We start from the raw sequence: 26,311 nt of genomic DNA, 5'->3' as shown, positions 1-26,311 counted from the left end.
CGACGGTGGAAGAGGGTGCGGTCGGGACTGCTCGTCCACAGAAGCACAGCCACTCCAAAAGTACAACGGCTCCGATTTTCGATCCGATCGTCTTTACGATCGAGTCACCTCAAGCAGGTAGGGTGGGTGCATGGTCGAGACGACGGCAGGACGCCGAGAGCGCAAGAAGGCCCGGACCAGGCAGGCCCTGGCGGATGCCGCACTGAGGCTGTTCACCGAGCGCGGCTTCGACAACGTCGGCGTGCGCGAGGTGGCGGAGGCGGCCGATGTCTCGCTGAGCACGCTCTTCAAGTACTTCCCCAGCAAGGAAGCCCTCGTCTTCGACCTGGACGCGGACATCGAGAGCGCCCTCGTCGCCGCCGTTCGCGACCGAGCTCCCGGCCGGTCCGTGCTGCACGCCCTGCGCGACCACATGGTGCACACCCGTACCGCCGTGCGCACCGACGACCCCACGTTCGTGCTCGTCGAATCCACTCCCGCGCTGCGGGATTACGCGCGGCGCATGTGGTCGCGCCACGAGAAGACGCTGGCCGCCACTCTCGCCGAGGCCACGGGGCTCCCCCCGGAGGACCCCGCCGTCGCCGGCCTGGCACGCTTCACCCTGGAAGCCCCCAGCATCGCCCGTGCAAGCGAAGACCCGGCCCGGACCATGCGCGACTTGTTCACCCTGCTGGAAAACGGCTGGGCCACCACGCCCTTGGTGCGGCAGGAAGACTGCTGAGCACGTTGCAGAGGAGGCTCTGCAGAGAACTATGCGGCGAACTATGCGGCGAACTATGCAGAGATCCTCTGCAACTTACGCTGTCGGCATGGCCCATGAACCCGAGCGCACGTCGCAACCCGCCAAGCCCACACGCCGCATGACCCGGGGAACACGCCGCGGCGGACTCCTGCGGCGCCACCGGGACTTCCGTCTGCTGTGGTGCGGCGAGACCGCCGGCAAGTTCGGCGCGTCCGTCACCGGGGTGGCGATGCCGCTCATCGCCGTCACCGACCTGCACGCCGGCACGTTCACGGTCGGCCTGCTGACCGCGGCCACCTGGAGCCCTTGGCTGCTCATCGGCCTTCCGGCGGGCGCCTGGGTGGACCGGAACCGACGCAGGCCGATCATGCTGGCCGCCGCCGCGGTCTCCTTCATCCTGTTCGCCGGTATCCCGGTCGCCGCCTGGGCCGGGCAGTTGAGCGTCGGTCTGCTGCTGGCCGTCGCGCTCCTGACGGGCACGGCCGCAGTGTTCTTCCAGACCGCTTACAGCGCCTACCTCCCCGGCATTCTGGAACCCGACGACCAGCCCGAAGGCAACGCCAAGCTGCACGGCAGCGCATCCGCCGCACAGATCGCCGGGCTCAGCTCGGGCGGCCTGGTCGCGCAATTCGCCGGTGCGGTCAACGCGATGTTCGCCAACGCCGCGACGTTCCTCGTATCCCTCCTCTGCCTGTCGGGCATCCACCACCGCGAGCCACGCGCCACCAGAACCGCTCGCCGCTCCAAAAGTCTGGTCCGTGACATCGGTGAGGGCCTGCGGCTGGTCGCAGGAGACCCCTGGCTCCGCACCCTGACCCTTTTCGGAGCGACCTCCAACCTGGCCCTGATGGGGTACCAATCGATCCTGGTGGTCTTCCTGGTCCGAACCGTCGGACTGGACCCCGGCCCCGTCGGCGCAATCATCGCGGCCGCCGGTACTGGGGGCGTCGCCGGAGCCTTCGTCGCCCGCAGGGTCGCCGGCCGGGTCGGCACGGCCCGCGCGACGCTGCTCTTCGAACTGGGGCTTGCCGTATTCGCCCTGCTCATCCCGCTGACCACCGCCGGAGCCGGAGCCTTGCTCTTCATAGCCGGCGGCTTCTGCGTCTCCGCCGGTGTCGTGGCGGGCAACGTCATCAAAGCGAGCTTCCAGCAGCGCTACTGCCCACCGGAGCTCCTCGGCCGCCTCACCGCCACCACAGCATTCCTCAACTACGGGACCATCCCGCTGGGAGCATTGCTCGGCGGAACGCTCGGCGAGGCCCTCGGGGTCCGCGCGGCCATGTGGATCACCACAGCAGGCGTCCCTCTCGCCGGGCTGCTCCTGCTCTTCTCCCCTATCGGGCGGACCCGGAACCTGCCGACGTCCGGCGCGGTCGATGCCTCGGGCGTCGCCTGCCAGGGTGTGAACGTGCGGGTGCCGGACTCGGCTTGACGGTTGGAAAAACCCTTGGCGCCCTGGACGTCCGTACTTCTAGAGTGACCGGTGTCCAGGTGCGAAGGCGGGGCCTACTTCGACTCTTCATCGGGAGGTCGCGGGTTCGAATCCCGTCGCCGGCACACAGGCCGGCGTAGCTCAGAGGCAGAGCACCTTGTCGGTTCCGCCGCCTTGAACTCTGGACGCCAAGCTTCAGCACCTCCCGGTGCGCGGGCCACGGCTACTTCGTTGTGATCGAATCCCATGCCGTGGCCACTTTGAACTCGGGAGGCGCGGCACCGGGGTGTCCGGTACGCAGGTGACGTTTGTCGTGATCTCGAGCGCCCCCGTGCCGGCGCTTCCCCGACGGAATTCGGGGGAATTCACATGGCACGCTTCAACACCCGTGCTCCCAAGGCAGCCGGGCCCGTCTCGCCCGTCACCACGACCGGGCGCACCCGCACGCACCTCGGCGGCAAGGGGCACGCGCGGGACGACCGCTCCGAGCTGTTCCTGCTCGCGGTCGCCAACTTCGTCTCCCAGCAGACTTACCACGAGAGCGGTACCAGTCGTGACGACCGGTTCGCCACGCTCGTACGCAAGCTCGCCGTCGAGGACCCCGCCTGGACCGCCGGCCTCCTTCGGTGGCTGCGCGGCGACGGCCGGATGCGCACCGCCTCCCTGGTCGGCGCCGCCGAGTACGTCAAGGCCCGCCTCGACGCCGGTGCCACCGACGGCCCCACCAACCGCCAGGTCGTGGAGTCCGTACTACGCCGCGCGGACGAGCCCGGCGAGATGCTGGCCTACTGGACCCCTACCTACGGCCGGAACGTCCCGAAGCCCGTCAAGCGAGGCATCGCCGACGCGGTCAAGCGCCTGTACACCGGCCGCAACCTCCTGAAGTACGACACCACCTCCAAGGGCTACCGCTTCGGCGACGTCCTCAACCTGGTCCACCCCACGCCCGACCCGGACAAGCCGTGGCAGGGCGCGCTGTTCCAGTACGCCCTGGACCGCCGCCACAACCCGGACACCGCTGTCCCGCCCGCCTCGGATCGCACTCTGACCGCGCACCGTGCGCTGATGACCGTGCCAGTGGAGGAGCGGCGGGCCGTGGTCACCGGACCCGGCGGCGCCGAGCGGCTCGCCGCAGCGGGCATGACCTGGGAGGCGCTGGCCGGTTGGCTGCAGGGCCCGATGGACGCGGCGGCGTGGCAGGCCGTCATTCCCTCCATGGGCACGATGGCCCTGGTCCGCAACCTGCGGAACTTCGACGAGGTCGGCGTATCCGACGAGGTCGCCCAGCAGGTGGCCGCTCGCATAGCCGACCCGGACGAGGTCGCGCGGTCCCGGCAGTTCCCCTTCCGGTACCTGGCCGCCTACCAGCACGCGCCCTCGCTGCGCTGGGCCTACCCGCTGGAGCAGGCCCTGGGCCACTCGCTGGAGAATGTACCGCGGCTGCCCGGCCGCACCCTGGTCCTGGTCGACCGCTCCGGCTCCATGTGGTCACCGCTGTCCGACCGCTCCCGGCTCAACCGCGCGGACGCCGCCGCCATCTTCGGCACGGCCGTGGCGATGCGCGCGGCCGACGCCGATCTCGTCGAGTTCGGCACCACCAGCGCGCCCGTGACCTACCGCCGGGGCGAGTCGGTCCTCAAGGTGCTCGAGCGGTTCGGGAGCCTCGGCGGCACCGACACCACCGAGGCGGTACGCCGCCACTACCGCGGCCACGACCGGGTCCTGATCGTCACCGACGAACAGGCCGCCCACCACCATGCGGGCGACCCGACCGAGCAGGTCCCGGCCCACATCCCGGTCTACACCTGGAACCTGGCCGGTTACCGGCCGGGCCACGGCCCGTCGGGATCCGCCGAGCGGCACACCTTCGGCGGGCTCACGGACGCGGCATTCCGGGTGGTGCCGCTGCTGGAAGACGGCCGGGACGCCCACTGGCCCTGGGAGGACTGAGCGCAGGCGCAGGCGCAGGAGCAGACGCGGGCGCGGCCCCGGTCTGCTCCATCTCCGCGTCTCCGGAGCGCCGGCGCAGCCGAAGCGTCCGGAGGGCGGCTGACCATGGACCCGGGTTGGGTGCGCACCGAACTCGGTGGGCCGGACGCCGAACTCAGCGTGGAGGAGAGCATTCCCGGGGTGGCGGAAACGATCGAGAGCCACCGGGGGGAGCCTGGCCTTCACTTCACCAGTGCAGCGTTCAACTGGCCGGGAATGCCCTTGGTCTATGCCTGGCGCAGCGGAAGTATCCCGGGTGTTGGCAGACCGTCCACGATCTGGGAGTTGCCCATGAGTTCACGTGTGACACGTATCGCCATAGCCGCAGGTGCCGGCCTACTGGTCCTGGCGGCCGGGAGCACCACCGCGCAGGCCCGGACGGAGTCCGTGTCCGGAGGCAGGACCTGCCTGGTCAACGTCGATACCAACAGCACCCGGTGCTTCGGGACGTTCCGCGAAGCCGTTACGGCCTCCACGGACGGACGGATCACCGACGCGCCCCTGTCGGGCAAGGACGCCGCGCGGGACCGGAAGCTGGTCGACAGACTCCGCGTGTCCTCCGCCGAGAGAGGCGGCCTGAACGCCGAGCTCGCCATTCTCTACGAGCACTGGAACTTCGGCGGCACGTCGATCATTCTCAACGGCGGAGCATGCCAGAGCGGCAACGGCCGGGACTACGCGGGTGAGTTCACCGAGTGGGCGGACAGGATCAGCTCGGTCATACCCGTCGCCTGCTGGGTCGAACTCTGGGCCGACCCTCACCAGACCGGGACGCACCAGGAGTACCGCGACTCCACGCCCTATGTGGGGGATGCCATGAACGACCAGGCGAGTTCGTACGCCCTCCTGTAGACCGTAGGCCGTAAGCCATAGGCAGTACGTCCCGCTCTGCGGGTCCTGGGAGGATTTGCCAGGACCCGCAGGTGGTCGAGGTGGCTCAGGCCCGAGGCCGGTCCGGGATGGTCTCTCGTTGGCGGCGCATGTCGTCGGCGTCGGTGTGGCGGCCGAGGGCGTCGAGGATGTCGGCGAGGGTGGTCAGGGCCCGCTTCAGCAGCGGGATGTAGTACGGATACTGCTCGGCCGTCGGCCAATAGGTCTGCACGGCGCCGAGGGCCTCCTGCAGCGCCGACGGCAGGTCGAGCCGGGCGCGCAGCCGCATCTCGGCGTACAAGAGCTGCCGGCGGGTGAACTCCGGCAGATGGGCTTCGGGGTCGTGTGCGGCGAGCGGCCGCAGCAGGTCCAGGCTCTCCTCGCTGGCGCCGAGCATCTCGTCGTACCGGCCCAGTGCTGCCAGCTGCTCGGCGAGAGTGCCCAGGGACATCGCCAGTTGTGCACTGTAGGCGGCCGGGCCGCCCAGGACGACCAGTTGCCGGTACCGGCCGACAGCCTCTTCGAGCACCGCCGCGGCTTCGGCGGGCCGGCCGACGGCGGAGTGACGCAACCCCATGTTGAGCAGACAGGTCGCGAGGTGGGGCATGTACACGCGAGGGTCCTCCTGGGCGAGCCGGCGGCCGGCCTCCAGTGCCTCTCGCGCGGGCGCGACGGCCTCTGCGTACCGGAGTGTCTCGGTCAGGCGGATGCCCAGGTCGTTCAGGCAGTCCACGAGGTCAGGCAGGTACGCGGGCGTGTCCTGGGCGAGGTGCCGGAAGATGCCGGCGGCCTCCTCCTGCGGCGCTATCGCGTCCTGCGACCGGCCTCCCGCTGACAGCAGGCCGGATACGTGGGTGAGGGCGGAGCCCAGTGGCGGAAGGTACCGGTCGGGACTGTCGGCCGCGAGCCGGCGGTACAGGGCGAGCGCCTCCTCGAAGGTGACGAGCGCGTCGTCGCGCCGGGACAGGGTCTCCAGCTGCCCGCCGAGGTCGTACAGGGTTTCCGCCAGGCCGGGGCGGAAGGCGGCAGGGTTCGCCTTCTCCAGCCTGCGGTACGCCTCGGCGCACTCCAGGATGGGCGCCAGGGACTCCTCGTGGCGCCCGAGGCGTGCCAGGGTGAGGCCGAGTCCGTGGAGCGTCGCGGCCAGTCCGGGCAACTCGCTCTGCGGCGCGGCCTCGACGAGGATCCGGCCGTACTCCAGGCACCCCTCGTACAGCCTCAGTGCCTCCTCCGGCCGGCCGTTCCCGGACAGGAGGGAAGCGAGTCGGCGCGCCGCCGCCGTGAAGTCCGGCAGATGCCGGGCCGCCTTCTTGTCGCGGCTGCTCTCCATGACCTGCTGGTACAGGCGGAAGGCCGTTTCGGCGTATTCGATGGCCTGGTCCGTCCGGTCCAGCCGGTCCAGCAGAGCGGCCAGGGTGCCTGTGGCATGGGCGAAGGGGGCCATGTAGAGGTCCTGATCGCCTTGGGTGAGCTTGCGCAGCACGCGCACTGCCTCGACGGCGGGCTCGACCGCTTCTTCCGGCTTGCCCGCGTCCGTGAGCAGCTCGCTGAGGTGGTTCAGGGCCGCAGCGTGGTTGTGCAGGTCGGCGTCGTCCGGCCGGCCGGCGGTCACGACCGCTCGACTGTAGGCCACCGACCGAGCCTCGGCGTCGAGGGCCTCGCTCTTGCGTCCGGCGTGCGCGAGCCGGACGGCCAGGGTGTGCAGGGCCTCGCCCTGCTCGCGGGGGTCGTCGGTGACGGCGAGCCGGTGTCGTGTGACGCGCTCGGCGAGGACCGCGTACCCGGTGTCGATGTCGACGTGCCGCGTGTTCCCCGTCACGGACCGGAACGCGCGCTCGATCCCTTCGACGACGCCGAGGCTGAGCTCTTCGACCCTTGCGAGCGAGGCCAGGGCGACGCTGCCCGCGTCCAGCGCGAGCCCCGCGTCCCGCTGCAGCGCCGGGAAGAGGTGCTCCTGCCCCACATGCGGCCACCGGCCGGCCGCCTCCGCGAGGAAGGTCACCGCACGCGGTGTCCAGGGCGCTGCCGCCCCGTCCCCGCCCCGAGCCAGCAGCGCGGTCACGCCGAAGGCGGCCCAGGGGTCGGTGGCGTATCCGGTGACGGGGCTGCCGGGCAGGGTGAGCGCCAGGAAGTCCTCGGCCAGGCGGTCGGGCAGCAGGGGTTCAAGGACGTGGGCGCGGGCCGGGTCGGTGGGCGGGTAGCAGACCGCGTGGTCGCTGAGCAGCTCGTCGGGGGCCGTCTCCGGTATCAGCCTGCCCAGCACGGCGCGGCCGGCGGGGCGGGTCACCGGCCCGGTGAGGACGGCCGTGAAGACGGCCCGCCTCATGAGGTGGTCGGCCGTGCGGTGCGGCAGCCCCGCGGCCGCGTTCTCGTGGAGCTGCCGCCAGTTCTCGTGCTCGCGGTCGAGCAGGTACGCGGTCAGGCCGGTCATGTCGCCGGGCGGCCGGCGCCCGTGGGCTCGCGCGTCCACGGCGACCAGGGCGGCCATCTGCACGGCGAGCGTCAGCCCGAAGTCCTCGTGACCGAGCGGCCCCGGCGGAGCGATGGACTCGACGCCGGGGATCCCGGGGTAGCGGGCTGCGAAGCAGGCCCGAGCTGCCGCGAACATGCGGCCACGCTCATCGCCGTCCGCGGGCAGGGGACGCAGCAGCTGATCCGAGGTCTCGATGCTCTCGCGCAACCGGTTCAGCTGCCCGCGCACGGCCGGCCAGCCGTGGGCGGAGCGGCCGATGAGCAGGATCCGGGCCGGGACGCCCTGTCGCAGCAGCCTGTTGTGGAACAGCCAGCTCAGGTGCGAGACGGGCCACCGGTCGGCGTAGTCGACGAGGACGAGGACGCCGGTGTGCCCGTCGAGCCGCAGGTCCTGGCTGCCCTCCGCGGGCGGGGCGGTGTCGGTGCCGTGTACCGCGGTGACGACCTTCCACCCGGCCGCCTCGGAGTCGGCGGCCAGCCGCGCCGCCAGCCGCGTCTTGCCCTGGCCGCCGGGACCGTGCAGCCAGCGCACGGCCGTCCGGGCGCGCTGTCCGCGCTGGTCGAGCTGGTCGCGCCAGGAGATCAGTTCGCCCACCTCGGTGTCACGACCGGTGAAGTCGACGACCTCGGCCCGTGCGTCGAGCATGCGGCTGGGCTGGGCACGCAGCCATTCGCCGTCGAGACCTAAGAGCCTGCGGTACGCGAACAGCAGGTAGACCGGGGTCCCCTCGCCGAAGACGTGGATGTCCGCGCCGATGGCCCCGTACGCATGCCCGTTCTCCGCCCGCACTTCCTGCCGCAGGACCGCGGGGCCCGGACCCTCGGTCACCGCGGCTCCCCGGAGGGGTCGGGCGCGACGGGCACCTGGTTCTGGTGCAGGGTGTAGTGGTTGACGTTGCCGCCCTGCGCGGCGTACGTCGTGCCGTGGTCGCGTGCGATGTTGGTCTGCTGCCAGCTCTGCCCTGCCTGCTGCGGCGCGATCTCCGCGAGGGCGGCACGCAGTTCCGCCTCGGCCTCGGGGTGGTCTCTCAGCAGTGTCTCCAGCTCCAACTGCCACGAGCCGACCAGAACTTGGCGTATGCGTTCCAGGCGTTCCCGGTCGTCGGCACGGGCGATCTGCGCAGCGCCCCGGTCCAGCTGAGCGCGGATCACCGCCCCGTCGTCGTCCCCCGCACGTCCGAAGACGCGTGCGAACAAGTCCTTCGTCGCCTGCCAGGCGTCCGTTGCCATGCTGTTCACGAGCACCGTGGCGGCGCTGAGGACGAGGGCCGCGGAGGGGTCTGTCATGTCTTCCTCCTGTCGAAGCTTTTTACGACAGTAGGGAAGAGGTGCGTGACACCGACTCGGTTCCGCCTCCGCGGCCTCGGGGGCGGAAGGCCGATACGCGGTAGGCCGTACGGGTGAATTGCAGCATCTGTCCGGGTGGAGTTGGGCAGTTCATAGGCGTGTTTGTCCGTCATTGCGATGCCTGGAGGCCGAGATGAGACACGCACGGTCCCTGGTGATGTCAGCCGTCGCGATTCTCGCGGCAGCGGCTACGACCACCACTGCACAAGGTCAAGGAAACGGAGCGCAGGAGCGCGGGGATTCCCGTGCCATGGCTGCACATACCGTGCACGTCGGCCCCGGTATCAGCATCCCGCCGGGCGAGGCTCGCATTGCGCCGCCGGTGACGTGCCCGAGCGGGGAGGTGGCTTCCGGAGGCGGATTCGAGACCACCGGAAGTTCCGTCTTTCCCACGTGGTCCCGCCTTTCGCCCGGCACCCGTGATGCCTGGCAGGTGAGGGGATTCAACGCCGGTGGCACCGCGGAGCGCATCAACGCCGTCGTCATCTGTACGACGGCACCGCACAGCGATCACTCGGGCAGCGTGTCACTGAATCCGGGCGACTCCGGCCTCGCCAACGGCCCCTGTGACGACGGGCAAGTCGCCAGCGGAGGCGGGTTCTCATCCACTTCGGACCTCGTCCGTCTCTCCAGCTCCATCAATCAGGCCAGTACCTGGAGCGCCGGAGCCACCAATCAGGCGGCCACCCCCCAAACCCTGACCGCGCTGGGGATCTGCCCCACGACCCCGCACCACACCGAGTTCCGAAGCGGGCCGGTCGGGGCGGGGGCGACCGCGGAGCTCACCGTGCCCTGTCCCGCGGGGGAGGTGGTGACCGGCGGTGGCGGCAGCGGTCCGAACTCCACCTTCCTGCGTGACTCGGCTCCGTCGGGGAACGGCTGGAGGATCCGGAGCACCAACACCAGCGACAGCGCCAAAACGCTGATCGTCGTGGCCGTATGCACCGCTCTCTAGAGCCGGTCTCGTCCACTCAATACGGGTGCCGGTTCGGCTTGTTCGTCCACGCGTCGTAGGCGCGCGCGCCGATTTCGGGATGGATTTGCTCGATCTTGATCCTCCGCTTGTCGAGCGGCTTCCCGAAGTCCTCGTACTGGAATGAATCGTCGAAACCGATGCGCCGGGTGTCGTCCAAGCCGCAGCTGAAGTAAACGGCGTCGATCCGGGACCAGTAGATGGCGCTCATGCACATCGGGCACGGAGCGCCGCTGATGTAGATGGAGCAGCCCTGGAGCATACGGGCCCGCTCGGGTACCGGGTCCGGTGAGCCTTCAGGGCGGGGGACGTATTCCAGAGTGCTCTCGTTCTGATGCTCCTCGGCGATCGACGGCGCCTCCGGGTTGAGGTACTGCACGGCCTTGCGAATGGTTTCGACTTCGGCATGGGCCGTGGGGTCTCCGGTCAGGAGGACCCGGTTCTGCCCACGAGCGATGATCTCCCCGTCGCGGGTGATCACTGCGCCGAAGGGGCCGCCCCAGCCGTTCTCCACGGACTCGGTGGCAAGACGCACCGCCTCGGCGATGAGCTCTTCGTGCTCCATTGCGGAGCCTCCTCCCGGCATCGGTTCCCGCTGCGGAGGGGGCTCACGGAGCAGGCAGTCAAACGCCCGGTTTGCCCTAGAAATACCCTTTGGGTTAGGCTACTCCAGGTGAGTCCGCGTGCAAGCCGTGACTTCGCAGGCACCCTGATCCGGCGAGGCGACCGCGCGTACGACAGTGCCAGGGCCGCCGCGGTGTGGAACGGGCTCAAGCCGGAGCGTTTCCCCGAGGCCATCGTGCAGGCAGCGTCCGAGCGGGACGTTGCGGAGGCCCTTTCCTATGCACGTTCCGAGGGGTTCCGCATCTCGATGCGTTCCGGTGGGCACAACTGGTCCGGCTCCCAGCTCCGCGACGGGAGCCTGCTGATCGACCTCTCCGGGCTCCGGCGGTGCAGCGTCGACCCGGGGTCGGCGACGGCCGCTGTGGGGCCCGCCGTCACCGGGGAGGACCTGGTCAAGGCGCTGGCTCCGTACGACCTCGCCTTTCCCGTGGGGCACTGTCCTTCCATCGCGGTGGGCGGATTCCTGCTCAGCGGCGGACTCGGCTGGAACTCTCGCGCTTGGGGGCCGTCATGCGCCGACGTCCTGGAATTCCAGGCCGTCACGGCCGACGGCCGGACGGTCACCTGCAGCGAGACCGAGAACCCCGACCTCTTCTGGGCCGCCCGCGGCGCGGGCCCCGGCTTCTTCGCCGTCGTCACCCGTTTCCGGCTCCGCTTGCACCCCCTCCCGGGCGCCGTCATGGCCACCAGCCTCACCTTCCCGCTGGCCGCAACCGGTCCCGTGGCGGCCTGGGCGGAACAGGTCGCCCACGAACTCCCGGTGAACGTCGAGACTGCCCTCGTCCTCACGGCTTCCGGTGAACCGACCGCCACAGCACCGCCCGGTCCGCGGATCCGGGTCGGCATGACCGCGTTCGCCGCGACGCGCGAAGAAGCACTCGCCGCTCTCTCGTCCGCGGAGTCCTGCCCCTTCGCCGGCAGCACCGTCCTCCGGCAAGAGCCCGAGCCGACGTCGTTCACCCGCCTGCACCTGGGCGTCGGCGCCGCATGGTCTTCGGTGCACCGGTATGCGGCCGACACGCTGTGGTCAGAGGAGTCGTACGAGACGCAACTGAACCGTATGGCCGATGCGGTAGCCCACGCACCCTCCGGCAAGTCTCTCGTGCTCGCGCCGGTGGAGCCCGTATCCGAAGACCCCGCTCTGCTACGGAACATGGCCTTCTCGCCGCTCGGCGAGTCCTACCTCGTCTGCTACGCCATCTGGGACGATCCCGCCGCGGACGCGGCCAACGCACAGTGGCTGCGGGACACCATGGCATCGGCCGATCCGCCGGGCCACGGCGGGCACTACGTCGCCGAGACGGACCTGGAAGCCGACGCCTCCCGGGCCCGGCGCTCGTACGCACCCGCCGACTGGGACCGCCTGCAGGAGCTCAAAGCCGCATGGGACCCCGAGAACGTCTTCCACTCCTACCTGGCACCGTGATCAGGCCGGGTGGTGCCAGGAGTTCGTCCAGTTCGGCTGTGAAGAACAGGGCGGGGTCGAAGCCCATGCTGGTGAAGTGGCCGGCGAGTTCCAGGGACAGAACGCCGTGCAGCCGGGTCCAGAAGGCCAGGGCTTGGCGGAGGGCTGCGGGCGGGGCGGGGTGGCCGCCGGCCCGGTCCCGGTGGTCTTTCAGATGGGCGGTGAACGCACTCGCGGGGCCGCGCGGGGTGGGCGCTGTGCACACGTCGAGCAGGGTTTTCATGATCTCGTCGGCGATGCCGGTGACGTCCTCGGGTGCCTTGTAGCCGGGGACCGGGGTGCCGTAGATGAGGAGATACCGCTGGGGGTCGGCCAGGGCCCAGGCTCGTAGGGCGTGGGCCGGTGCGGCGAGGCCGGCACCGGTGGCGGAGGCCGTGCGGAGGGTATCGGCGAGGCTTCGGTACGCCTCCCGGATGAGTTCGGTGATCAGCTCGTCGCGGCCGGCGAAGTAGCGGTAGAGCGCGGGTCCGCTCATGCCCATCTGTTTGGCGATCGCGTTGAGGGAGAGCGCGGACGCCCCGGCGTTGGCGATCTGCTCCCAGGCGTGCTTCTTGATCTCCGCGCGTACCTGGGTGCGATAGCGCTCTCGCGGGCTGCTCGCGTCCGTCGTCGCCATGGCCTGCCACCTTCCCCGTCCATGTGGCCGCACCGGCCGGGGCCACCGCCACCGCCGCTCACCCCGCCAAGTCCCTCACCTGCCGCGGGGCAGGCGTCGACCCCGACGCCCTCGTCCGCTACCGGACCGAGACTGTCATCCACGCACCGCTGCGCACCATCTGGAAGCTGCAGACCGATGTGGAGCGCTGGCCGTCCTGGCAGGGTGCCGTCACGGCCATGAAGCGCCTCGACCACGGCCCGTTCCGCAAGGGTTCGGCGTTCCGGTGGGCGACCCCGATACCTCCCAACCCCACGACTCCCGCCACCAGTCTGGAGATCACCTCAACCGTCGAGCAGCTCACACACAACTCCTGCATCCGCTGGACCGGCCCCGCGGTCGCCGAAGGACTGCACATCGACGGCGTCCACGTCTGGAACTTCACCAAGGTCAAGGACGGCGTCCGCGTGAGCACCGAAGAGACCCGCACCGGTGCCGAGGTCGAAGCCGACGTCCCTGCCGCGACCGAGATCCTCCGCCAGGGCCTCGAAGCCTGGCTGCGCGACCTCAAGACCGCCGCCGAAGCACCCACCCACAACCGGCCGCGCTGAACCACCGGCCGGCCCCGGTCTCGGATGCGGGAGTGCGGCCGTCCTGGCTCAAATCGCTGCGCTCAAATCGCTGAGCTCAACCGGCGTGTCCGGCCAGGGCGGCGTCGACCGCGGCCTCGGCATGCAGGCGGGCGGTGGGAAAGAGCGGTACGGGGCTGTCCTCGGGGCCGATGAGCAGCTCGATCTCGGTGCATCCCAGGATGATGCCCTCGGCGCCCGCGGCGACGAGTTCCTCGATGACCTGGCGGTAGGCCGCACGCGACTCGTCGCGCACAACGCCCATGCAGAGCTCCTCGTAGATCACCCGGTGAATGAGCGCACGTCCCTCGGAGCCGGGGACGCACACGTCGAGCCCGCCCGCCGTGAGGCGGCCCCGGTAGAAGTCCTGCTCCATGGTGAAGGCCGTGCCCAGCAGCCCCACCCGGCGCAGCCCCGCGGCGCGGACGACGGCTGCGGTGGCGTCCGCGAGGTGCAGGAGCGGGACCGAGGCCGCCGCCTCGACGGAGTCGGCGACCTTGTGCATGGTGTTGGTGCAGATGAGCAGCAGTCCGGCGCCGGCCGCCTCCAACGACCGTGCGGCGTCGGCCAGGACCTCGCCGGCCTCCGCCCAGCGGCCCTGGACCTGCAACTGCTCGATCTCCGCGAAGTCCACGGAGTAGAGCACGCAGCGGGCCGAGTGAAGACCGCCGAGCCGCTCGCGCGTCCGCTCGTTCAGGATCCGGTAGTACTCCGCCGTCGACTCCCAACTCATCCCGCCGATCAGCCCGATCGTCTTCATGCCCGTACCCACGCCCATGCTCTTGCTCCTCGTACGTCACCGCGCTTACACGAACCATAAGGCAGAAGCGGGTTATGTCGTGTCTCGATAAGTTCTGCTTGGGGGAGCGTTGTGCCACTTGTAGGCGTGAAAGCACATGAGGGTTCCTTCGGGCGCACCCCGCGCGCCCTCCCGCAGGGGTGCAGAGGAATGATTCAGTAGCGCTTTGTGACGATAGTGCCTGGTAGTGCGACCCGGATCAGCAGGCGGCTCGTTATCGCCGGTGCGGCTCTGACGGCGGTGGCCATCGCCGCCTCTCCGGCAGGCGCAGGCCGCGCCCTGGCGGAACACGGCTGTTTCGACCGCGCGAGAGAGCCGTACACCTCGGTGGTCGACAGCCACCTTCACTTCCGTCCGTTCGGTGGCCGGCCGGTTCCGTTCGAGGAGCTCAGCGGCTACCTGAGCAAGAGCGGCGTTCACCACGCGAGCATCTACGGCATCGGGCAGATGCTGCCGGTGGACTCCGGCTGCACCTACTACCTCAACTGCCCCGGCACGCCCGTGGTGCCGAGTATGAAGAATGACGTCGCCAACGCCGTGAACTACCTGGAGGCGAAGCCCAAGGACCCCGATCTCACGCTCTCCATGACCTTCATGGACCTCAACCACCCCGAGACCATCCCGCCCGGGATCGCGCTCTACGACAAGGAGTTCCCGGGCATGTTCCGGTGGGCGGGGGAGGTCAACCTCGTCAAGCAGGCGCTGTTCCCCAATCACCACACGTCCGCGACGAGCGAGAACATCAAGAACTGGGCGCCGTTCATGAAGGTGCTGCGGGACCGGGGGATCCCGATCACCATCCACTCGGATCTCGGCAGCGACAAGGAACCGGTGAAGTACCTCCACCTGATGGAGGAGACGCTCAGGCGCTACCCGCAGAACAAGATCGTGTGGGCGCACATGGGGCTGTCCAAGGAACTGTCCACCATGGACCCCGACGAGCACATCTCCATCATGACGAGGCTCCTGGACGCCCACCCCGGCCTGAACCTGGACCTGAGCTGGCGCGTACTGGAGGACCAGTACTTCAGCAAGCCCGGCGTCCGGCAGAAGTACGCAGAGTTCCTCGACCGGTATCCGACCCGGGCCATTCCCGGTACCGACTTCGTCGCGTCCCGGGACAAGGATTACCAGGTCTACGAGCAGGAGCTCGAGGTCACCAGCCGCATCAACAAGGCCTTGGGCGACAAGGCGTTCCGCCACATCGCCCTCGGGCAGAATTACTTCCGGCTGCTCGGCCTGAAGAAGGAGGCCCCGGAGGTATGCGGGGCGGGGTGACGCCCCCTCGCACCGGCACTGATCGGCTGCGGGGGGGGGGCTTGTCAGCAGCGGTCGACGGGTTCGGCCGCGGTGAGTTCGTACGACGCCCTGGCATCCAGCAGCAGCGGTACCAAGGACCGCAGAGACTGGCGCAGCGGGACCAGAGCGCCGCCTGCGGGTGACGGGATGGTTTTGATGCCGTGCAGGGCGAGTTCGTCCTGAGTGTCCGCGTACTGCTCCGCGGTGAGACGGTAGGCGCAGGGCGGGTCGGGCAGGGTCCGGCCCGGGAGCGGGGGTTCGTTGTCGGCACCGCCGAGGTGGACCGGGCCCCGGTCGGTGAGGCCTTCGGCGCGTGCTGCGGCCGTGGCCGAGGTGATCTGCCTGCGTCGTTCGTCCGCGAAGGCGAACGTCCCGTCGAGGGCGACGAGGTGGGACCGCACACGACGCCGGTTGTTCAGCGCCGGATCCGCTTTCTCCGCTTCCGTCATCGGGCCGACGCGGCTCTCGATGAGCAGACCGATCGCGTGCTTGATGCCGGAGGTGTTGCGCAGGATGCGCTCCTGTCCGTCGCCGGCGACCTGTTTGACGGGCTCGCCGGTGGCGGGGTCGGTCCAGATGCCGTAGGTGCCGGTGCTGTGACCGGCATCGTGGGCGGTGGGGCGTACATAAGCCGCCGAGAGGGTCTGTGCCTCCCGGTGTACGCGGGGGTCGGTGTTGAGGTTGCGGGGCCAGAGGTCGAACAGGTCCTTGTCGTAGTACGGCGGGGTGGCCCCGTACTCGTGCAGGTCGTAGACGATGTCGGGCCGGTGGTCCCGGATGACGGCGGCCAGAGCCCGGCTCTCGGCGGTCTTGAGGGCGATGTGGTCGCGGTTGATGTCGACGCCGTCCGCGTTGGTGCGCGTGTCGGCGGCGCGGCCGTCGGGGTTGGCGGTGGGGACGACCAGGACGGTGGTGCGTGCCAGGAAGCGCAGCGTGGCCCGGTCCGTGGCGTGGGCGAGGTCGCGGATGCGGATGAGGCAGGCTTCCCGGCCGGCGGGTTCGTCGCCGTGCTGGCTGCAGGCGAGAAGGAGAGTTTCGGCGGTGTGGCGGGCCGGGCCGATGCGGACCAGCTGGAGCGGTCGGCCCTGGCGGGTGGTGCCGATGCGGCGGACGGCGACGCGGTCGCTCGACCGGTCCAGGGCGGCCAGGAGTCGCTGTTCCTCGGCCAGGGTGGTCCAGCGGGTTCCGTTGCTGAGTTCGAAGCCGGTTCCGAAGCCGGTACGGGGCGGGGTGGGAGCGGCCTGCGCGGGTGTCTGGACGACAGTCAGGGCGAGTGCGGCGGTGGCGAAGCCGATGGCGAGGGTGCGGGTGCGGGCCGTCATCGGTGGGCGCCTACGGGGCCGGGACCGCCCGTCCGGTCGAAAGGGGCGGCATACGGCCGCTGTCAGGAGCGATCTGTACGTCATGCGGGTGGTCCGCGCGCGTGTCCCCATGGGGCGGAAAGTACCCCCGTCTACCCCTGCGCAACAGAGCGCCGTACCTGCCGTCCCTGTTGCGCTCCGTGTCCCCTGGCCGCACGGGGCGGCCAGGGGACATCGGGGGCGGCGTCAGGCGCTCGTGAGGATGACGAGCTGCTGAGTCGCGCGGGTCATCGCGACATAGCGGTCGACGGCTCCTTCGATGCCCTCGCCGAACGTCTCCGGGTCGATGAGGACGACCAGGTCGAACTCGAGCCCCTTCGACAGCGACGGCGTAAGCGACCGGACGCGGGAGGTCGCCCGGAATGAGGGATCGCCGATGACGCAGGCGATTCCGTCGGCATGTGCGGCGAGCCAGGTGCCGAGGACCGCGTCCAGGTCCGCAACGGATCCGTGGACGACGGGGATGCCGCTGCTGCGGACGGAGGCCGGCACGTTGGCGTCCGGGAGCGCAGCGCGGATGGCCGGCTCGGCTTCCGTCATGACCTCTTCCGGCGTGCGGTAGTTGATGCTCAGGGAAGTCACGTTGACCCGGTCGAGCCCGACCCGCTCGAGCCGCTCCTGCCACGACTCCGTGAACCCGTGCCTGGCCTGGGCGCGGTCACCGGCGATGGTGAAGCTCCGGGACGGGCAGCGGAGCAGCAGCATCTGCCACTCGGCGTCGGTCAGTTCCTGGGCCTCGTCCACGACGATGTGCGCGAACGGGCCGGCGAGCAGGTCCGGTGTGGTGCCGGGCAGTGCGCTCTCGTCGATCAGGGTGTCCTGCAGGTCCCGTCCGTGCAGCATCCCCATCGCGCCTTCGCTCTCGTCGATGACGACGTTCTGCAGCAGGCTGTCGATGGCGGCTGACCTGCGCGCGCGTTCGGCGGCGACAGAGGCGTCGTGCCGGCGCTTGCGTACGGACGACTTCGGGTCGCCGAGCCGCTGCCGTGCCGCGTCCAGGAGGGGCAGGTCGGACACCGTCCAGGCCTGGGCGTCCTCGCGTTGCAGTTTGCGAACGTCGTCGGGGCCGAGCCAGGGGGCGCACTTGCGCAGATAGGCGGGCACCGACCACAGATCTCCGACGAGGTCGCTCGCTTCGATCATCGGCCACGCACGGTCGAGGGTCCCCGTCAGCTCGCGGTCCTGCAGCAGCGACCTCCGGAGCAGCTCGGGCGGGGCGTCACTGTCGTCCTCGTCCATCAGGATGGTGATCAGCTCCTCCCGTATCTGCTCGCGCGCCTCGTTGTGCGGAGTGCCGGGTTCCACCGCTTCGAACGCCACCGCCCAGTCGGTGGCGCTCAGCCGGAGTTCGGACCCCCAGGGGGTGGTGATCGTCATTCCCTTGGCGGGCGGCTCCTCGTAGAACCTGACGGCCGCCTCGATCGCCTTCACCATGTCCGCCGACGACTTCAGACGGGCCACGGCCGGGTCGGCCTCGATCGCTGCTCCGGCTCCTTCGGTGACGAGGTCGCGCAGGGTGCAGGTCTGTACGCCCTCCTCGCCGAGGCTGGGCAGGACGTCGGCGACGTAGGCCAGGTAGGGCTGGTGCGGGCCGACGAACAGCACGCCACCGCGGCGGTGGCCGAGGCGGGGGTCGGCGTAGAGGAGGTGGGCGGCGCGGTGCAGAGCGACGACGGTCTTGCCCGTACCCGGGCCGCCGTCGACGACCAGAGTGCCGCGTGATCCCGCCCGGATGATGGCGTCCTGGTCGGCCTGGATGGTGGAGAGCACGTCGCGCATCCGGGCCGACCGGTTGCTGCCCAGGCTGGCGATGAACGCGGACTGGTCGTCGAGCGCGGCGTGCCCCTCGAGCCCGTCGGCGGTGAACACCTCGTCCCAGTAGTCGCTGATCCGGCTGCGGGTCCAGCGGTACCTGCGGCGGCTCGCCAGGCCCATCGGGTTGGCGTGGGTCGCCGCGAAGAACGGCTCGGCCGCGGGGGAGCGCCAGTCGAGCAGCAGCCGGCGACCCGTGCTGTCGGTGAGGCCGAGGCGCCCGATGTACACGGGCTCGGGAGAGTCCGCATGGACGACGTGTCCCAGGCACAGGTCCAGGCCGAAGCGGCGCAGGGTGCGCAGGCGACTGGTCAGGCGGTGGATCTCCGCGTCCCGGTCCATCGCCTCCCGGCCGATCCCGCCGGGCGCCTTGCGCGCGGCTTCGAGGCGGTCGGTCAGCTCGGCGATCGCCTGCTCAAGGCTCTCGGAGATGGCCGCGAAGTGCTGCTCGTCGCGTTCGATCAGTGCCGGGTCGGCCTTGGGGGAGAGGTGGTCGGGAAGATCGAACGCGCTGGTGGTCAGGGAGTTCATATCATCAGCTCCGGTCCGAGAACCGACAACGGCACACGCACTTCGTGGATCTCCAATTTCGGCAGGTTCTGAGCTAGGTCCGCGATTGTGCCCCACGGCCGGGGCCTTGCCGCAAGGCCCCCTGTGCGCTATAAGTTAAGAGTGGCAAGGAGTGGGTACACCTCCTTGCCTTCGTTGTCTGCGCTGGACCCCAGGGGTTGTGTATCCGCCGGCCGGTGGCCAGGGCCGTCCGCGCTTTCCCGCACGCCCCGGCCTGCCGATGGGGCGTGCCCGAACACGACAGGTAGCTGCTTTCTTGTCTTCCACCACTGTGTCTCCCGCGACGCGGCTGCGGGGCCTGCGTCCGGAGTGGCTGAGCGATCCGAAGGTCTGGCGCACCGAGGTGCTGGCCGGGCTGGTGGTCGCGCTCGCGCTGATCCCCGAGTCGATCTCGTTCTCGGTCATCGCCGGCGTCGACCCGGCGATCGGCCTGTTCGCCTCCTTCACCATGGCCGTCACCATCGCGATCGTCGGCGGGCGCCGGGCGATGATCTCGGCGGCGACCGGTGCGGTGGCGCTCGTGATCGCCCCGCTCAACCGCGAGCACGGCCTGGGCTACCTGATCGCGGCCGTCGTCCTCGCCGGTGTCTTCCAGATCGCCCTCGGCGCGCTGGGGGTGGCGAAGCTGATCCGGTTCATCCCCCGCTCGGTCATGGTCGGCTTCGTCAACTCCCTCGCCCTCCTGGTCTTCATGGCCCAGATACCCGAGATACGGGACGTCCCCTGGGCCGTCTACCCCCTGATCGCCGGCGCTCTGGCGCTGATGGTGTTCCTCCCGAAGGTCACCGCGGTCGTCCCGGCGCCGCTCGTCTCGATCGTCATCCTGACGGCGATCACCATCGGTGCGGGGATCGCGGTGCCGACCGTGGGAGACAAGGGCGACCTGCCGTCCTCGCTGCCGGTGCCCGGGCTGCCGGACGTGCCGTTCACCATGGACACCCTGACGACGATCGCCCCGTACGCCTTCGCGATGGCGCTGGTCGGGCTGATGGAGTCGCTGATGACCGCCAAGCTCGTCGACGACATCACCGACACCCGCTCCGACAAGACCCGCGAATCGATCGGCCAGGGCATCGCGAACATCGTCACCGGTTTCCTCGGCGGCATGGGCGGCTGCGCCATGATCGGCCAGACGATGATCAACGTGAAGGTCTCCGGTGCCCGTACCCGCCTGTCGACCTTCCTCGCCGGCGCCTTCCTGATGGTGCTGTGCATCGCCTTCGGGCCCATCGTCTCCGACATCCCCATGGCCGCCCTCGTCGCCGTCATGGTCATGGTGTCCTTCGCGACGTTCGACTGGCACTCCATCGCCCCCAAGACCCTCAAGCGGATGCCCGCCGGCGAGATCGCCGTCATGGTGATCACCGTCGTGTGCGTGGTGGCCACCCACAACCTCGCCGTCGGCGTCGTCGTCGGCACCATCACCGCGATGGTGCTCTTCGCCAAGCGCGTCGCCCACTTCGCCGACGTCACAGCCGTCACCGACCCCGACGGCAGCAGCGTGGTCTACCGGGTGACCGGCGAGCTGTTCTTCGCCTCCTCCAACGACCTCGTCGGCCGGTTCGACTACGCGGGCGATCCCGGCAAGGTCGTCATCGACCTGTCCGCCACCCACGTCTGGGACGCCTCCTCCGTCGCCGCCCTCGACGCGATCGAGACCAAGTACGCCCAGCGCGGCAAGACCGTCGAGATCACCGGCCTGAACGAGCCCAGCGCCCGCATCCACGGCAAGCTCAGCGGCGAACTCACCGGCAGCCACTGACCGGCTGACGCGCGCCGGCAGCGGGGAGACCCAGGTCACATCCGTCCATGTCACAGGGGGCCGGGCTGCCTCGTCTCAGGGGTGTAGCCAGGAACGACCACTGAGGAGCACACCATGGACGCGCGACTGAACTTCTTCACCGACCCGACCGCCGGCAAGGCCATCAAGCACTTCATGGCGGCGGGCAAGGCCCTTAAGGAGTCACCGCTGCCGGCCGCGACGCAGGAGCTGGTGGCGCTGCGCGTGAGCCAGATCAACGGCTGCGCCGTCTGCATCGACATGCACACCAAGGAGGCCGCCGCTGCCGGCGAGACCTCGGTGCGGCTGCACCTGGTGGCGGCGTGGCGGGAGGCGACGGTCTTCACCGAGGCCGAGCGTGCCGCGCTGGAGCTGGCGGAGGAGGGGACCCGGATCGCGGACGCGGCCGGCGGGGTCAGTGACGAGGTGTGGGCGCTCGCCGCCAAGCACTACGACGAGGAGCAGCTCAACGCCCTGGTCATCCTGATCTCCTTCATGAACACGGCGAACCGGATGAATGTCATCACCCGGCAGCCGGCCGGTGACTACAAGCCCGGCCAGTTCCACTGAACGGCAACAGCGAACAGAGGGCTTCAGGGGGAGAGGATTCGGCGTGAGCAAGGTCGAGGAGTTCGAGGAGCTGCGGCCGCTGCTGTTTTCGATCGGCTACCGGATTCTGGGCAGCGTGAGTGAGGCCGAGGACGCGGTGCAGGAGACGTGGCTGCGCTTCGACGGCTCGTCGACCCGGCCCACATCGACCAAGGCCTTTCTGTCGGCGGCGGTGACACGGATCTCGATCGATGTGCTGCGCTCCGCACGGGTGCGGAGGGAGGAGTACGTCGGGCCGTGGTTCCCCGAGCCGCTGCTGAGTGATCCGTATCAGGATCCGGCGCGGTCGGTGGAGTTGGCCGACTCGGTGTCGATGGCGACGCTGCTCCTTCTGGAGCGGCTCAGCCCGCTGGAGCGGGCGGTCTTCCTGCTGCGGGAGGTGTTCGCCTTCGGGTTCGACGAGGTCGCCGCGGCGGTGGGACGTTCGGAGGCGGCATGCCGGCAGCTGCTGGTGCGCGCGCGGCGGCACATGGAGGACGGGCGGCCGCGCTTCGCCGCGGACCGTCAGGAGCGGCAGGAGCTGGCTTCGCGGTTCTTCGACGCGCTGAAGAACGGCGATGTGGGCGGGTTGCAGAATCTGCTGGCCGCCGACGTGCAGATGGTCGGGGACGGCGGCGGTAAGGCCCCGCAGCTGGCCAGGGCCGTCGTGGGTGCGGAGAACGTGGCCCGGTTGCTGGGCACGGTCTACCCCTGGCTGGTCCGGATCGACGTGTCGTTCGAGCCGCACGAGGTCAACGGCCAGCCCGGCGCGATCTTCCGGGACCGGGACGGCAAGGTGCTCCACACCATGGTCCTCGATGTGCTCGACGGGCGGATCCGGACGATCCGCTCGGTGATCAATCCCGACAAGCTCGGCCACATCGGGCCGGTCGCCGACGCCTGGGCCGTCGACCGCGAGGTGAAGCAGGTCCGTCGGCAGGCGAACTGACCCCTGGGGGTATGTACGGCTGCAGGCCTTGCGTGCGGCCGGGCCCCGCACGGATCCGTGCGGAGCCCGGCCGTGGCGGACGAGGCGGCTGACGGGACACCGGGTTCAGACGAGCTCGAACCGGTCGAGGTTCATCACCTTGCCCCACGCCGCCACGAAATCACGTACGAACTTCTCTCCCGCGTCCTGGGACGCGTAGACCTCCGCGACGGCCCGGAGCTGGGAATGCGAACCGAAGACGAGGTCGACGGCCGTGGCCGTCCACTTGACCTCGCCCGTGGCACGATCCCGGCCTTCGAAAAGGTTCTCGGTCGAGGTCGACGCCTTCCACTCCGTGCTCATGTCGAGCAGGTTGACGAAGAAGTCATTGGTCAAGGTCTCCGGGCGGTGGGTGAGGACGCCGTGCGGAGATCGGTCGAAGCCGGTGTTGAGGGCCCGCATGCCGCCGATCAGAACCGTCATCTCGGGGGCGGTCAGCGTCAGCAGGTTGGCGCGGTCCAGCAGGAGGGTCTCCGGAGACAGTTTCTCTCCCGCCCGGAGGTAGTTGCGGAACCCGTCCGCCTTGGGTTCGAGCACGGAGAACGACGCCACGTCGGTCTGCTCCTGCGAGGCGTCCGTGCGCCCCGGTGCGAACGGGACGGTGATGTCGTGCCCGGCGTCCTTCGCGGCCCGCTCGACGGCCGCGCACCCGCCCAGGACGATCAGGTCGGCGAGCGAAACCCTCGTTCCGCCGGCCTGTGAGCGGTTGAAGTCCTGCCGGAGTCGCTCGAGTGTCTGCAGGGCCTCGGCCACCTCGGGCAGGTCATTGACCTCCCAGTCCTTTTGCGGCGCGAGCCGGATGCGTGCCCCGTTGGCCCCGCCGCGCTTGTCGGTGCCGCGGAAGCTCGCCGCCGACGCCCAAGCGGTGGTGACCAGCTGGGGGACGGACAGCCCCGAGGCGAGGATCCTGCTCTTGAGGGCGGCGATGTCCTCGTCCGCGACCAGCTGGTGGTCGACCTCGGGGACGGGGTCCTGCCACAGCTGCGGCTCGGGAATCCAAGGGCCGAGGTAACGCGGGAGGGGCCCCATGTCACGGTGCAGCAGTTTGTACCACGCCTTGGCAAACGCTTCCGCCAGCCTGGCCGGGTTCTCGTGGAAGCTCTTCGCGATCGGCTCGTAGACCGGATCCAGCTTCAGCGCGAGGTCCGTCGTCAGCATCATGGGAGCGTGCCTCTTCGACGGATCATGAGCATCGGGCACGGTGTCCTTGGCCGAAGGATCCGTGGGGGTCCACTGCTTCGCACCGGCCGGGCTCGTCGTCAGCTCCCAGTCGTACCTGAAGAGGTTGTCCAGGTACCCGTTGTCCCACGTCGTCGGCTCCGAGGTCCACGCGCCCTCGAGCCCGCTGGTGAGCGCGTCGGCGCCCTTGCCGCTGCCGCAGGTGTTCCTCCAGCCGAGGCCTTGCTGTTCGATGGGGCCGGCCTCGGGCTCCGGGCCGATGTACGAGGGATCGACGGCACCATGGCACTTGCCGAACGTGTGGCCGCCGACGATGAGCGCAACCGTCTCCTCGTCGTTCATCGCCATACGCCCGAACGTCTCGCGGATGTCCCGGGCGGCAGCCATCGGATCGGGGTTACCGTTGGGCCCCTCCGGATTGACGTAGATCAGTCCCATCTGCACGGCACCGAAAGGACCGGTCAGTTCCCTGTCGCCGCTGTAGCGCTCGTCTCCGAGCCAGGTGTCCTCGGGTCCCCAGAAGATTTCCTCGGGCTCCCAGATGTCCTCTCGCCCGAAGCCGAAACCGAACGTCTTGAACCCCATCGATTCCACGGCGCAGTTTCCGGCGAAGATCAGAAGATCGGCCCAGGAGATTTTCCGGCCGTACTTCTGCTTGACCGGCCAGAGCAGACGGCGCGCCTTGTCGAGGCTCGCGTTGTCCGGCCAGCTGTTGAGCGGGGCGAAGCGCTGAGCGCCGGAGCCGCCACCGCCCCGGCCGTCGGCGATGCGGTACGTCCCCGCTGCATGCCAGCTCATCCGGATGAAGAGCGGCCCGTAGTGGCCGTAGTCGGCCGGCCACCAGTCCTGTGACGCCGTCATCACCTCGAAGACGTCCCGCTTCAGCGCGTCGACGTCCAGGGTCGCGAACTCTTCCGCGTAGTTGAAGTCCTCACCCAGCGGATTGGCACGAGGTGAGTGCTGGTGGAGAACCTGAAGGTCCAGCTGATTGGGCCACCAGTCCCGGTTCGTCCGGGGACGGGACGGCGTCGGGGTGGGGGAGGGGATTACCGGGTTCTCACTCTCGCTGCCGGACACATCCGTCCTTCTTCCTGTTTCGGTGTTTCCGCCGGAATCCGATGGTCGCGCACCGCGGACCGCACCGCTACGAGAACACGCAGAGCACCTCCGAGTGCGGTCGGCGATGCAGCGTGCGTGCAGCGGACCGGGCCCCGCCGAGCTCAGAGCCCGGCGACTTTGGAACTCGCCGACAGCTCGTAGACCAGGGTGACCGTGCGGCGGCCGCCGGGCGGGAGGGGGACGTCCCAGCGGGCGATGCCTTCGGCGTCGACCGCGGCGGGCGCCGGGGAGCAGGCTTCGTTGCGCAGGCGCACCTCCACCGCCGAGACCTCGGAGACCGGGATCCGCTCCCGCAGGACGACCACCCGTTCGCCCTGCTCCCCAGGGGCGGAGAAACGGGACAGGTGCAGCCGGACCGTGCGGGTGACCACGGTCCGCTGCATGATTCCGGCGGAGTCACGGGACTCCTCGGCCTCCCGGACCACCCGGTGGTCGTCACAGCTGCCGAAGGCGAGCTCGACGGGGGCGCCGGGGGCGGTGAAGTCCAGCGTGCCGCGGCCGCTGAACCCACTGCCGCGGACCAGGTCCACGGGCCCGGCGAGCAGCACATGGCCGGACCGGTTGTCGAACCGCACCACCCGGGTGACCAGCGGAGACAGCTCGGGTGAGCAGGCGTACTCGCTGCTCGCGGCCGTGGTGAAGACGGAGAGCGGCACCCGGTGGGCGCGGCCGTCTCCGGGCACGGAGACCGGCGCGGGGGAGCGCAGCACCCGCGTCTCGCCGCCGTCGTCCACCCCGGGGAGGCCGAGCACCGGGACCGGGCCGAGGTCCCCGATCTCCTCCTCGCGCAGCTCGACGTCGACCGTGCGGCGCTCCGCGGCGGAGCGGTCCTTGAGCGTCAGCCGGTCCTCACCCAGCCGCGGGGGATCGGTGGCCAGAGCCGACCGTGCCGTCGACAGCGTCAGCCGTACGTCCGACCAGTCCTCGCCGGTGCGCTGCCAGACCATCGCCTCGGTCTCCAGCGTCAGGGAGTCCCCGTCGAGCACGGCCCGGTAGGCGGGCCGCCACAGCGCACACGCGGTGAGGTGGCTCAGGCGCAGCTCGACCGGCCCCGCGACCGCGGTCTCCACGGTCAGCTCGATGTGACCGACCAGCTCGGCGGGCTCCTCCTCGGAGAGGTCCATGGCCCGCCGGACCTCCCTGAGTTCGGTGGCAAGGGCGGCCAGCCGGGCCTCCACGGCGCGGAGTTGCTCGCCGTACGCGTCGCGCTCGTCGTCCACACGGTCCAGTTCGCGGGACCAGCGGGGCCCTTCGGCCTCCCCGGAGCCGGCGCCTTCGCCGATCTCCCGCAGCACATCGGCGGCGAGGCGGCCGAGGAGGTCGAGGCGGGCGTGCAGCCGATCGCGTCGCTGTCCCAGGGCGAGCTGTTCCTCTTCGAGGAGGTGTACGCGCCGGCGCAGGGCGGAGTCGTCGTCGGCGGACGACAGCGGCCCGCGCGGTGTCCAGGTGCGGACGAGCCGCACGTTCAGCACGGTCGCGGGGTGATCGGCGGTCAGCTCGGCGTGGAGGGTGCGGTCGACGGCCAGGGCACTGACCGGCCCGAAACGCAGCCGCTGGACCCCGGCCTCCAGGTCGAGCGCGGCGGTGCGCTCGATGTGGGCGCGATCCTCCATGCAGGTGACGGCGGTGACGGGGAGGGCGATCGGCTTCGGCGACGTGGACGACGTGGACATGGTGG

20 protein-coding genes are annotated in these 26,311 nt (G+C 70.0%); 11 read left to right on the top strand and 9 right to left on the bottom strand.

The features are described 5' to 3' along the window. The first annotated feature begins 130 nt into the window (after positions 1-130). The 4 genes from FGW37_RS01175 to FGW37_RS01160 all read left to right on the top strand — a co-directional run bounded on the left by FGW37_RS01175 (position 131) and on the right by FGW37_RS01160 (position 5,015). Positions 131-721: a TetR/AcrR family transcriptional regulator gene (locus FGW37_RS01175; protein ID WP_179079316.1), complete on the top strand. Its 591-nt coding sequence runs from the start codon at positions 131-133 to the stop codon at positions 719-721. Positions 722-860: 139 nt separating this feature from the next. Further along, positions 861-2,174, top strand: a complete 1,314-nt coding sequence (locus tag FGW37_RS01170) for an MFS transporter (protein ID WP_179084433.1) — start codon at positions 861-863, stop codon at positions 2,172-2,174. Positions 2,175-2,543: 369 nt separating this feature from the next. Then, positions 2,544-4,124: a TROVE domain-containing protein gene (locus tag FGW37_RS01165; RefSeq protein ID WP_179079315.1), complete on the top strand. Its 1,581-nt coding sequence runs from the start codon at positions 2,544-2,546 to the stop codon at positions 4,122-4,124. Positions 4,125-4,454: 330 nt separating this feature from the next. Continuing rightward, on the top strand, positions 4,455-5,015 hold the full coding sequence (locus FGW37_RS01160) for a hypothetical protein (protein WP_179079314.1): 561 nt from the start codon (positions 4,455-4,457) through the stop codon (positions 5,013-5,015). An 85-nt stretch (positions 5,016-5,100) separates the two neighbouring features. On the opposite strand, the gene FGW37_RS01155 is transcribed toward FGW37_RS01160, so the two are convergent. Both FGW37_RS01155 and FGW37_RS01150 read right to left on the bottom strand, forming a co-directional pair. Continuing rightward, complete coding sequence (locus FGW37_RS01155) at positions 5,101-8,334, bottom strand: tetratricopeptide repeat protein (RefSeq protein ID WP_179079313.1); 3,234 nt, start codon at positions 8,332-8,334, stop codon at positions 5,101-5,103. Then, entirely contained in the window at positions 8,331-8,792 is a 462-nt protein-coding gene (locus FGW37_RS01150) for a hypothetical protein (protein WP_179079312.1), read from the bottom strand. Before FGW37_RS01150 ends, FGW37_RS01155 begins: the two co-directional genes overlap by 4 nt. A gap of 493 nt (positions 8,793-9,285) precedes the next feature. Between FGW37_RS01150 and FGW37_RS01145 the strand changes: the two genes are divergently transcribed. Continuing rightward, positions 9,286-9,807 carry a hypothetical protein gene (locus FGW37_RS01145; RefSeq protein WP_179079311.1) on the top strand — a complete coding sequence of 174 codons (522 nt, stop codon included), beginning with the start codon at positions 9,286-9,288 and terminating at the stop codon, positions 9,805-9,807. Positions 9,808-9,823: 16 nt separating this feature from the next. Here the strand turns inward: FGW37_RS01145 and FGW37_RS01140 are convergent, their stop codons facing one another. Then, the gene (locus tag FGW37_RS01140; protein ID WP_179079310.1) at positions 9,824-10,390 is read right to left on the bottom strand and encodes a nucleoside deaminase; all 567 of its coding nucleotides are present in this window, start codon (positions 10,388-10,390) and stop codon (positions 9,824-9,826) included. 108 nt (positions 10,391-10,498) lie between these two features. Between FGW37_RS01140 and FGW37_RS01135 the strand changes: the two genes are divergently transcribed. Then, the gene (locus tag FGW37_RS01135) at positions 10,499-11,875 is read left to right on the top strand and encodes an FAD-binding oxidoreductase (RefSeq protein ID WP_179079309.1); all 1,377 of its coding nucleotides are present in this window, start codon (positions 10,499-10,501) and stop codon (positions 11,873-11,875) included. Here the strand turns inward: FGW37_RS01135 and FGW37_RS01130 are convergent. After that, positions 11,823-12,530 (bottom strand): TetR/AcrR family transcriptional regulator, encoded by a 708-nt coding sequence (locus tag FGW37_RS01130; protein WP_179079308.1) that lies wholly within the window; start codon positions 12,528-12,530, stop codon positions 11,823-11,825. The genes FGW37_RS01135 and FGW37_RS01130 overlap by 53 nt on opposite strands. A 23-nt stretch (positions 12,531-12,553) precedes the next feature. Between FGW37_RS01130 and FGW37_RS01125 the strand changes: the two genes are divergently transcribed. Next, on the top strand, positions 12,554-13,120 hold the full coding sequence (locus tag FGW37_RS01125; protein WP_179079307.1) for an SRPBCC family protein: 567 nt from the start codon (positions 12,554-12,556) through the stop codon (positions 13,118-13,120). A gap of 76 nt (positions 13,121-13,196) precedes the next feature. Here FGW37_RS01125 and FGW37_RS01120 read toward each other — a convergent pair whose 3' ends face one another. After that, on the bottom strand, positions 13,197-13,898 hold the full coding sequence (locus FGW37_RS01120; RefSeq protein ID WP_179084432.1) for an aspartate/glutamate racemase family protein: 702 nt from the start codon (positions 13,896-13,898) through the stop codon (positions 13,197-13,199). 207 nt (positions 13,899-14,105) lie between these two features. On the opposite strand from FGW37_RS01120, the gene FGW37_RS01115 reads away from it, so the two are divergent. Continuing rightward, positions 14,106-15,215, top strand: coding sequence for an amidohydrolase family protein (locus FGW37_RS01115; RefSeq protein WP_246430201.1), 1,110 nt, complete (start codon positions 14,106-14,108; stop codon positions 15,213-15,215). A gap of 44 nt (positions 15,216-15,259) precedes the next feature. Here the strand turns inward: FGW37_RS01115 and FGW37_RS01110 are convergent, their stop codons facing one another. Beyond that, on the bottom strand, positions 15,260-16,558 hold the full coding sequence (locus FGW37_RS01110) for a M14 family metallopeptidase (RefSeq protein WP_179079306.1): 1,299 nt from the start codon (positions 16,556-16,558) through the stop codon (positions 15,260-15,262). A 225-nt stretch (positions 16,559-16,783) separates the two neighbouring features. Beyond that, positions 16,784-18,940, bottom strand: a complete 2,157-nt coding sequence (helR, locus tag FGW37_RS01105; RefSeq protein WP_179079305.1) for an RNA polymerase recycling motor ATPase HelR — start codon at positions 18,938-18,940, stop codon at positions 16,784-16,786. 295 nt (positions 18,941-19,235) lie between these two features. Between helR and FGW37_RS01100 the strand changes: the two genes are divergently transcribed. From FGW37_RS01100 to FGW37_RS01090, 3 genes are all read left to right on the top strand, one after another. Continuing rightward, positions 19,236-20,741, top strand: coding sequence for a SulP family inorganic anion transporter (locus FGW37_RS01100; protein WP_179079304.1), 1,506 nt, complete (start codon positions 19,236-19,238; stop codon positions 20,739-20,741). A 114-nt stretch (positions 20,742-20,855) separates the two neighbouring features. Continuing rightward, complete coding sequence (locus FGW37_RS01095; RefSeq protein WP_179079303.1) at positions 20,856-21,329, top strand: carboxymuconolactone decarboxylase family protein; 474 nt, start codon at positions 20,856-20,858, stop codon at positions 21,327-21,329. Positions 21,330-21,372: 43 nt separating this feature from the next. Beyond that, the gene (locus tag FGW37_RS01090) at positions 21,373-22,296 is read left to right on the top strand and encodes an RNA polymerase sigma-70 factor (RefSeq protein ID WP_179079302.1); all 924 of its coding nucleotides are present in this window, start codon (positions 21,373-21,375) and stop codon (positions 22,294-22,296) included. A 105-nt stretch (positions 22,297-22,401) separates the two neighbouring features. Here FGW37_RS01090 and katG read toward each other — a convergent pair whose 3' ends face one another. Next, positions 22,402-24,591 carry a catalase/peroxidase HPI gene (katG, locus tag FGW37_RS01085; RefSeq protein ID WP_179079301.1) on the bottom strand — a complete coding sequence of 730 codons (2,190 nt, stop codon included), beginning with the start codon at positions 24,589-24,591 and terminating at the stop codon, positions 22,402-22,404. Positions 24,592-24,734: 143 nt separating this feature from the next. After that, on the bottom strand, positions 24,735-26,306 hold the full coding sequence (locus FGW37_RS01080; RefSeq protein ID WP_179079300.1) for a mucoidy inhibitor MuiA family protein: 1,572 nt from the start codon (positions 26,304-26,306) through the stop codon (positions 24,735-24,737). Between the last annotated feature and the right edge of the window lie 5 nt (positions 26,307-26,311).

The organism is Streptomyces rectiverticillatus (assembly GCF_013394065.1).
GTDB classification, from domain to species: Bacteria; Actinomycetota; Actinomycetes; order Streptomycetales; family Streptomycetaceae; genus Streptomyces; species Streptomyces rectiverticillatus.
The sequence above is the reverse complement of the archived record's forward strand: the minus strand, read 5'-3'. Positions and strand labels throughout refer to the sequence as shown.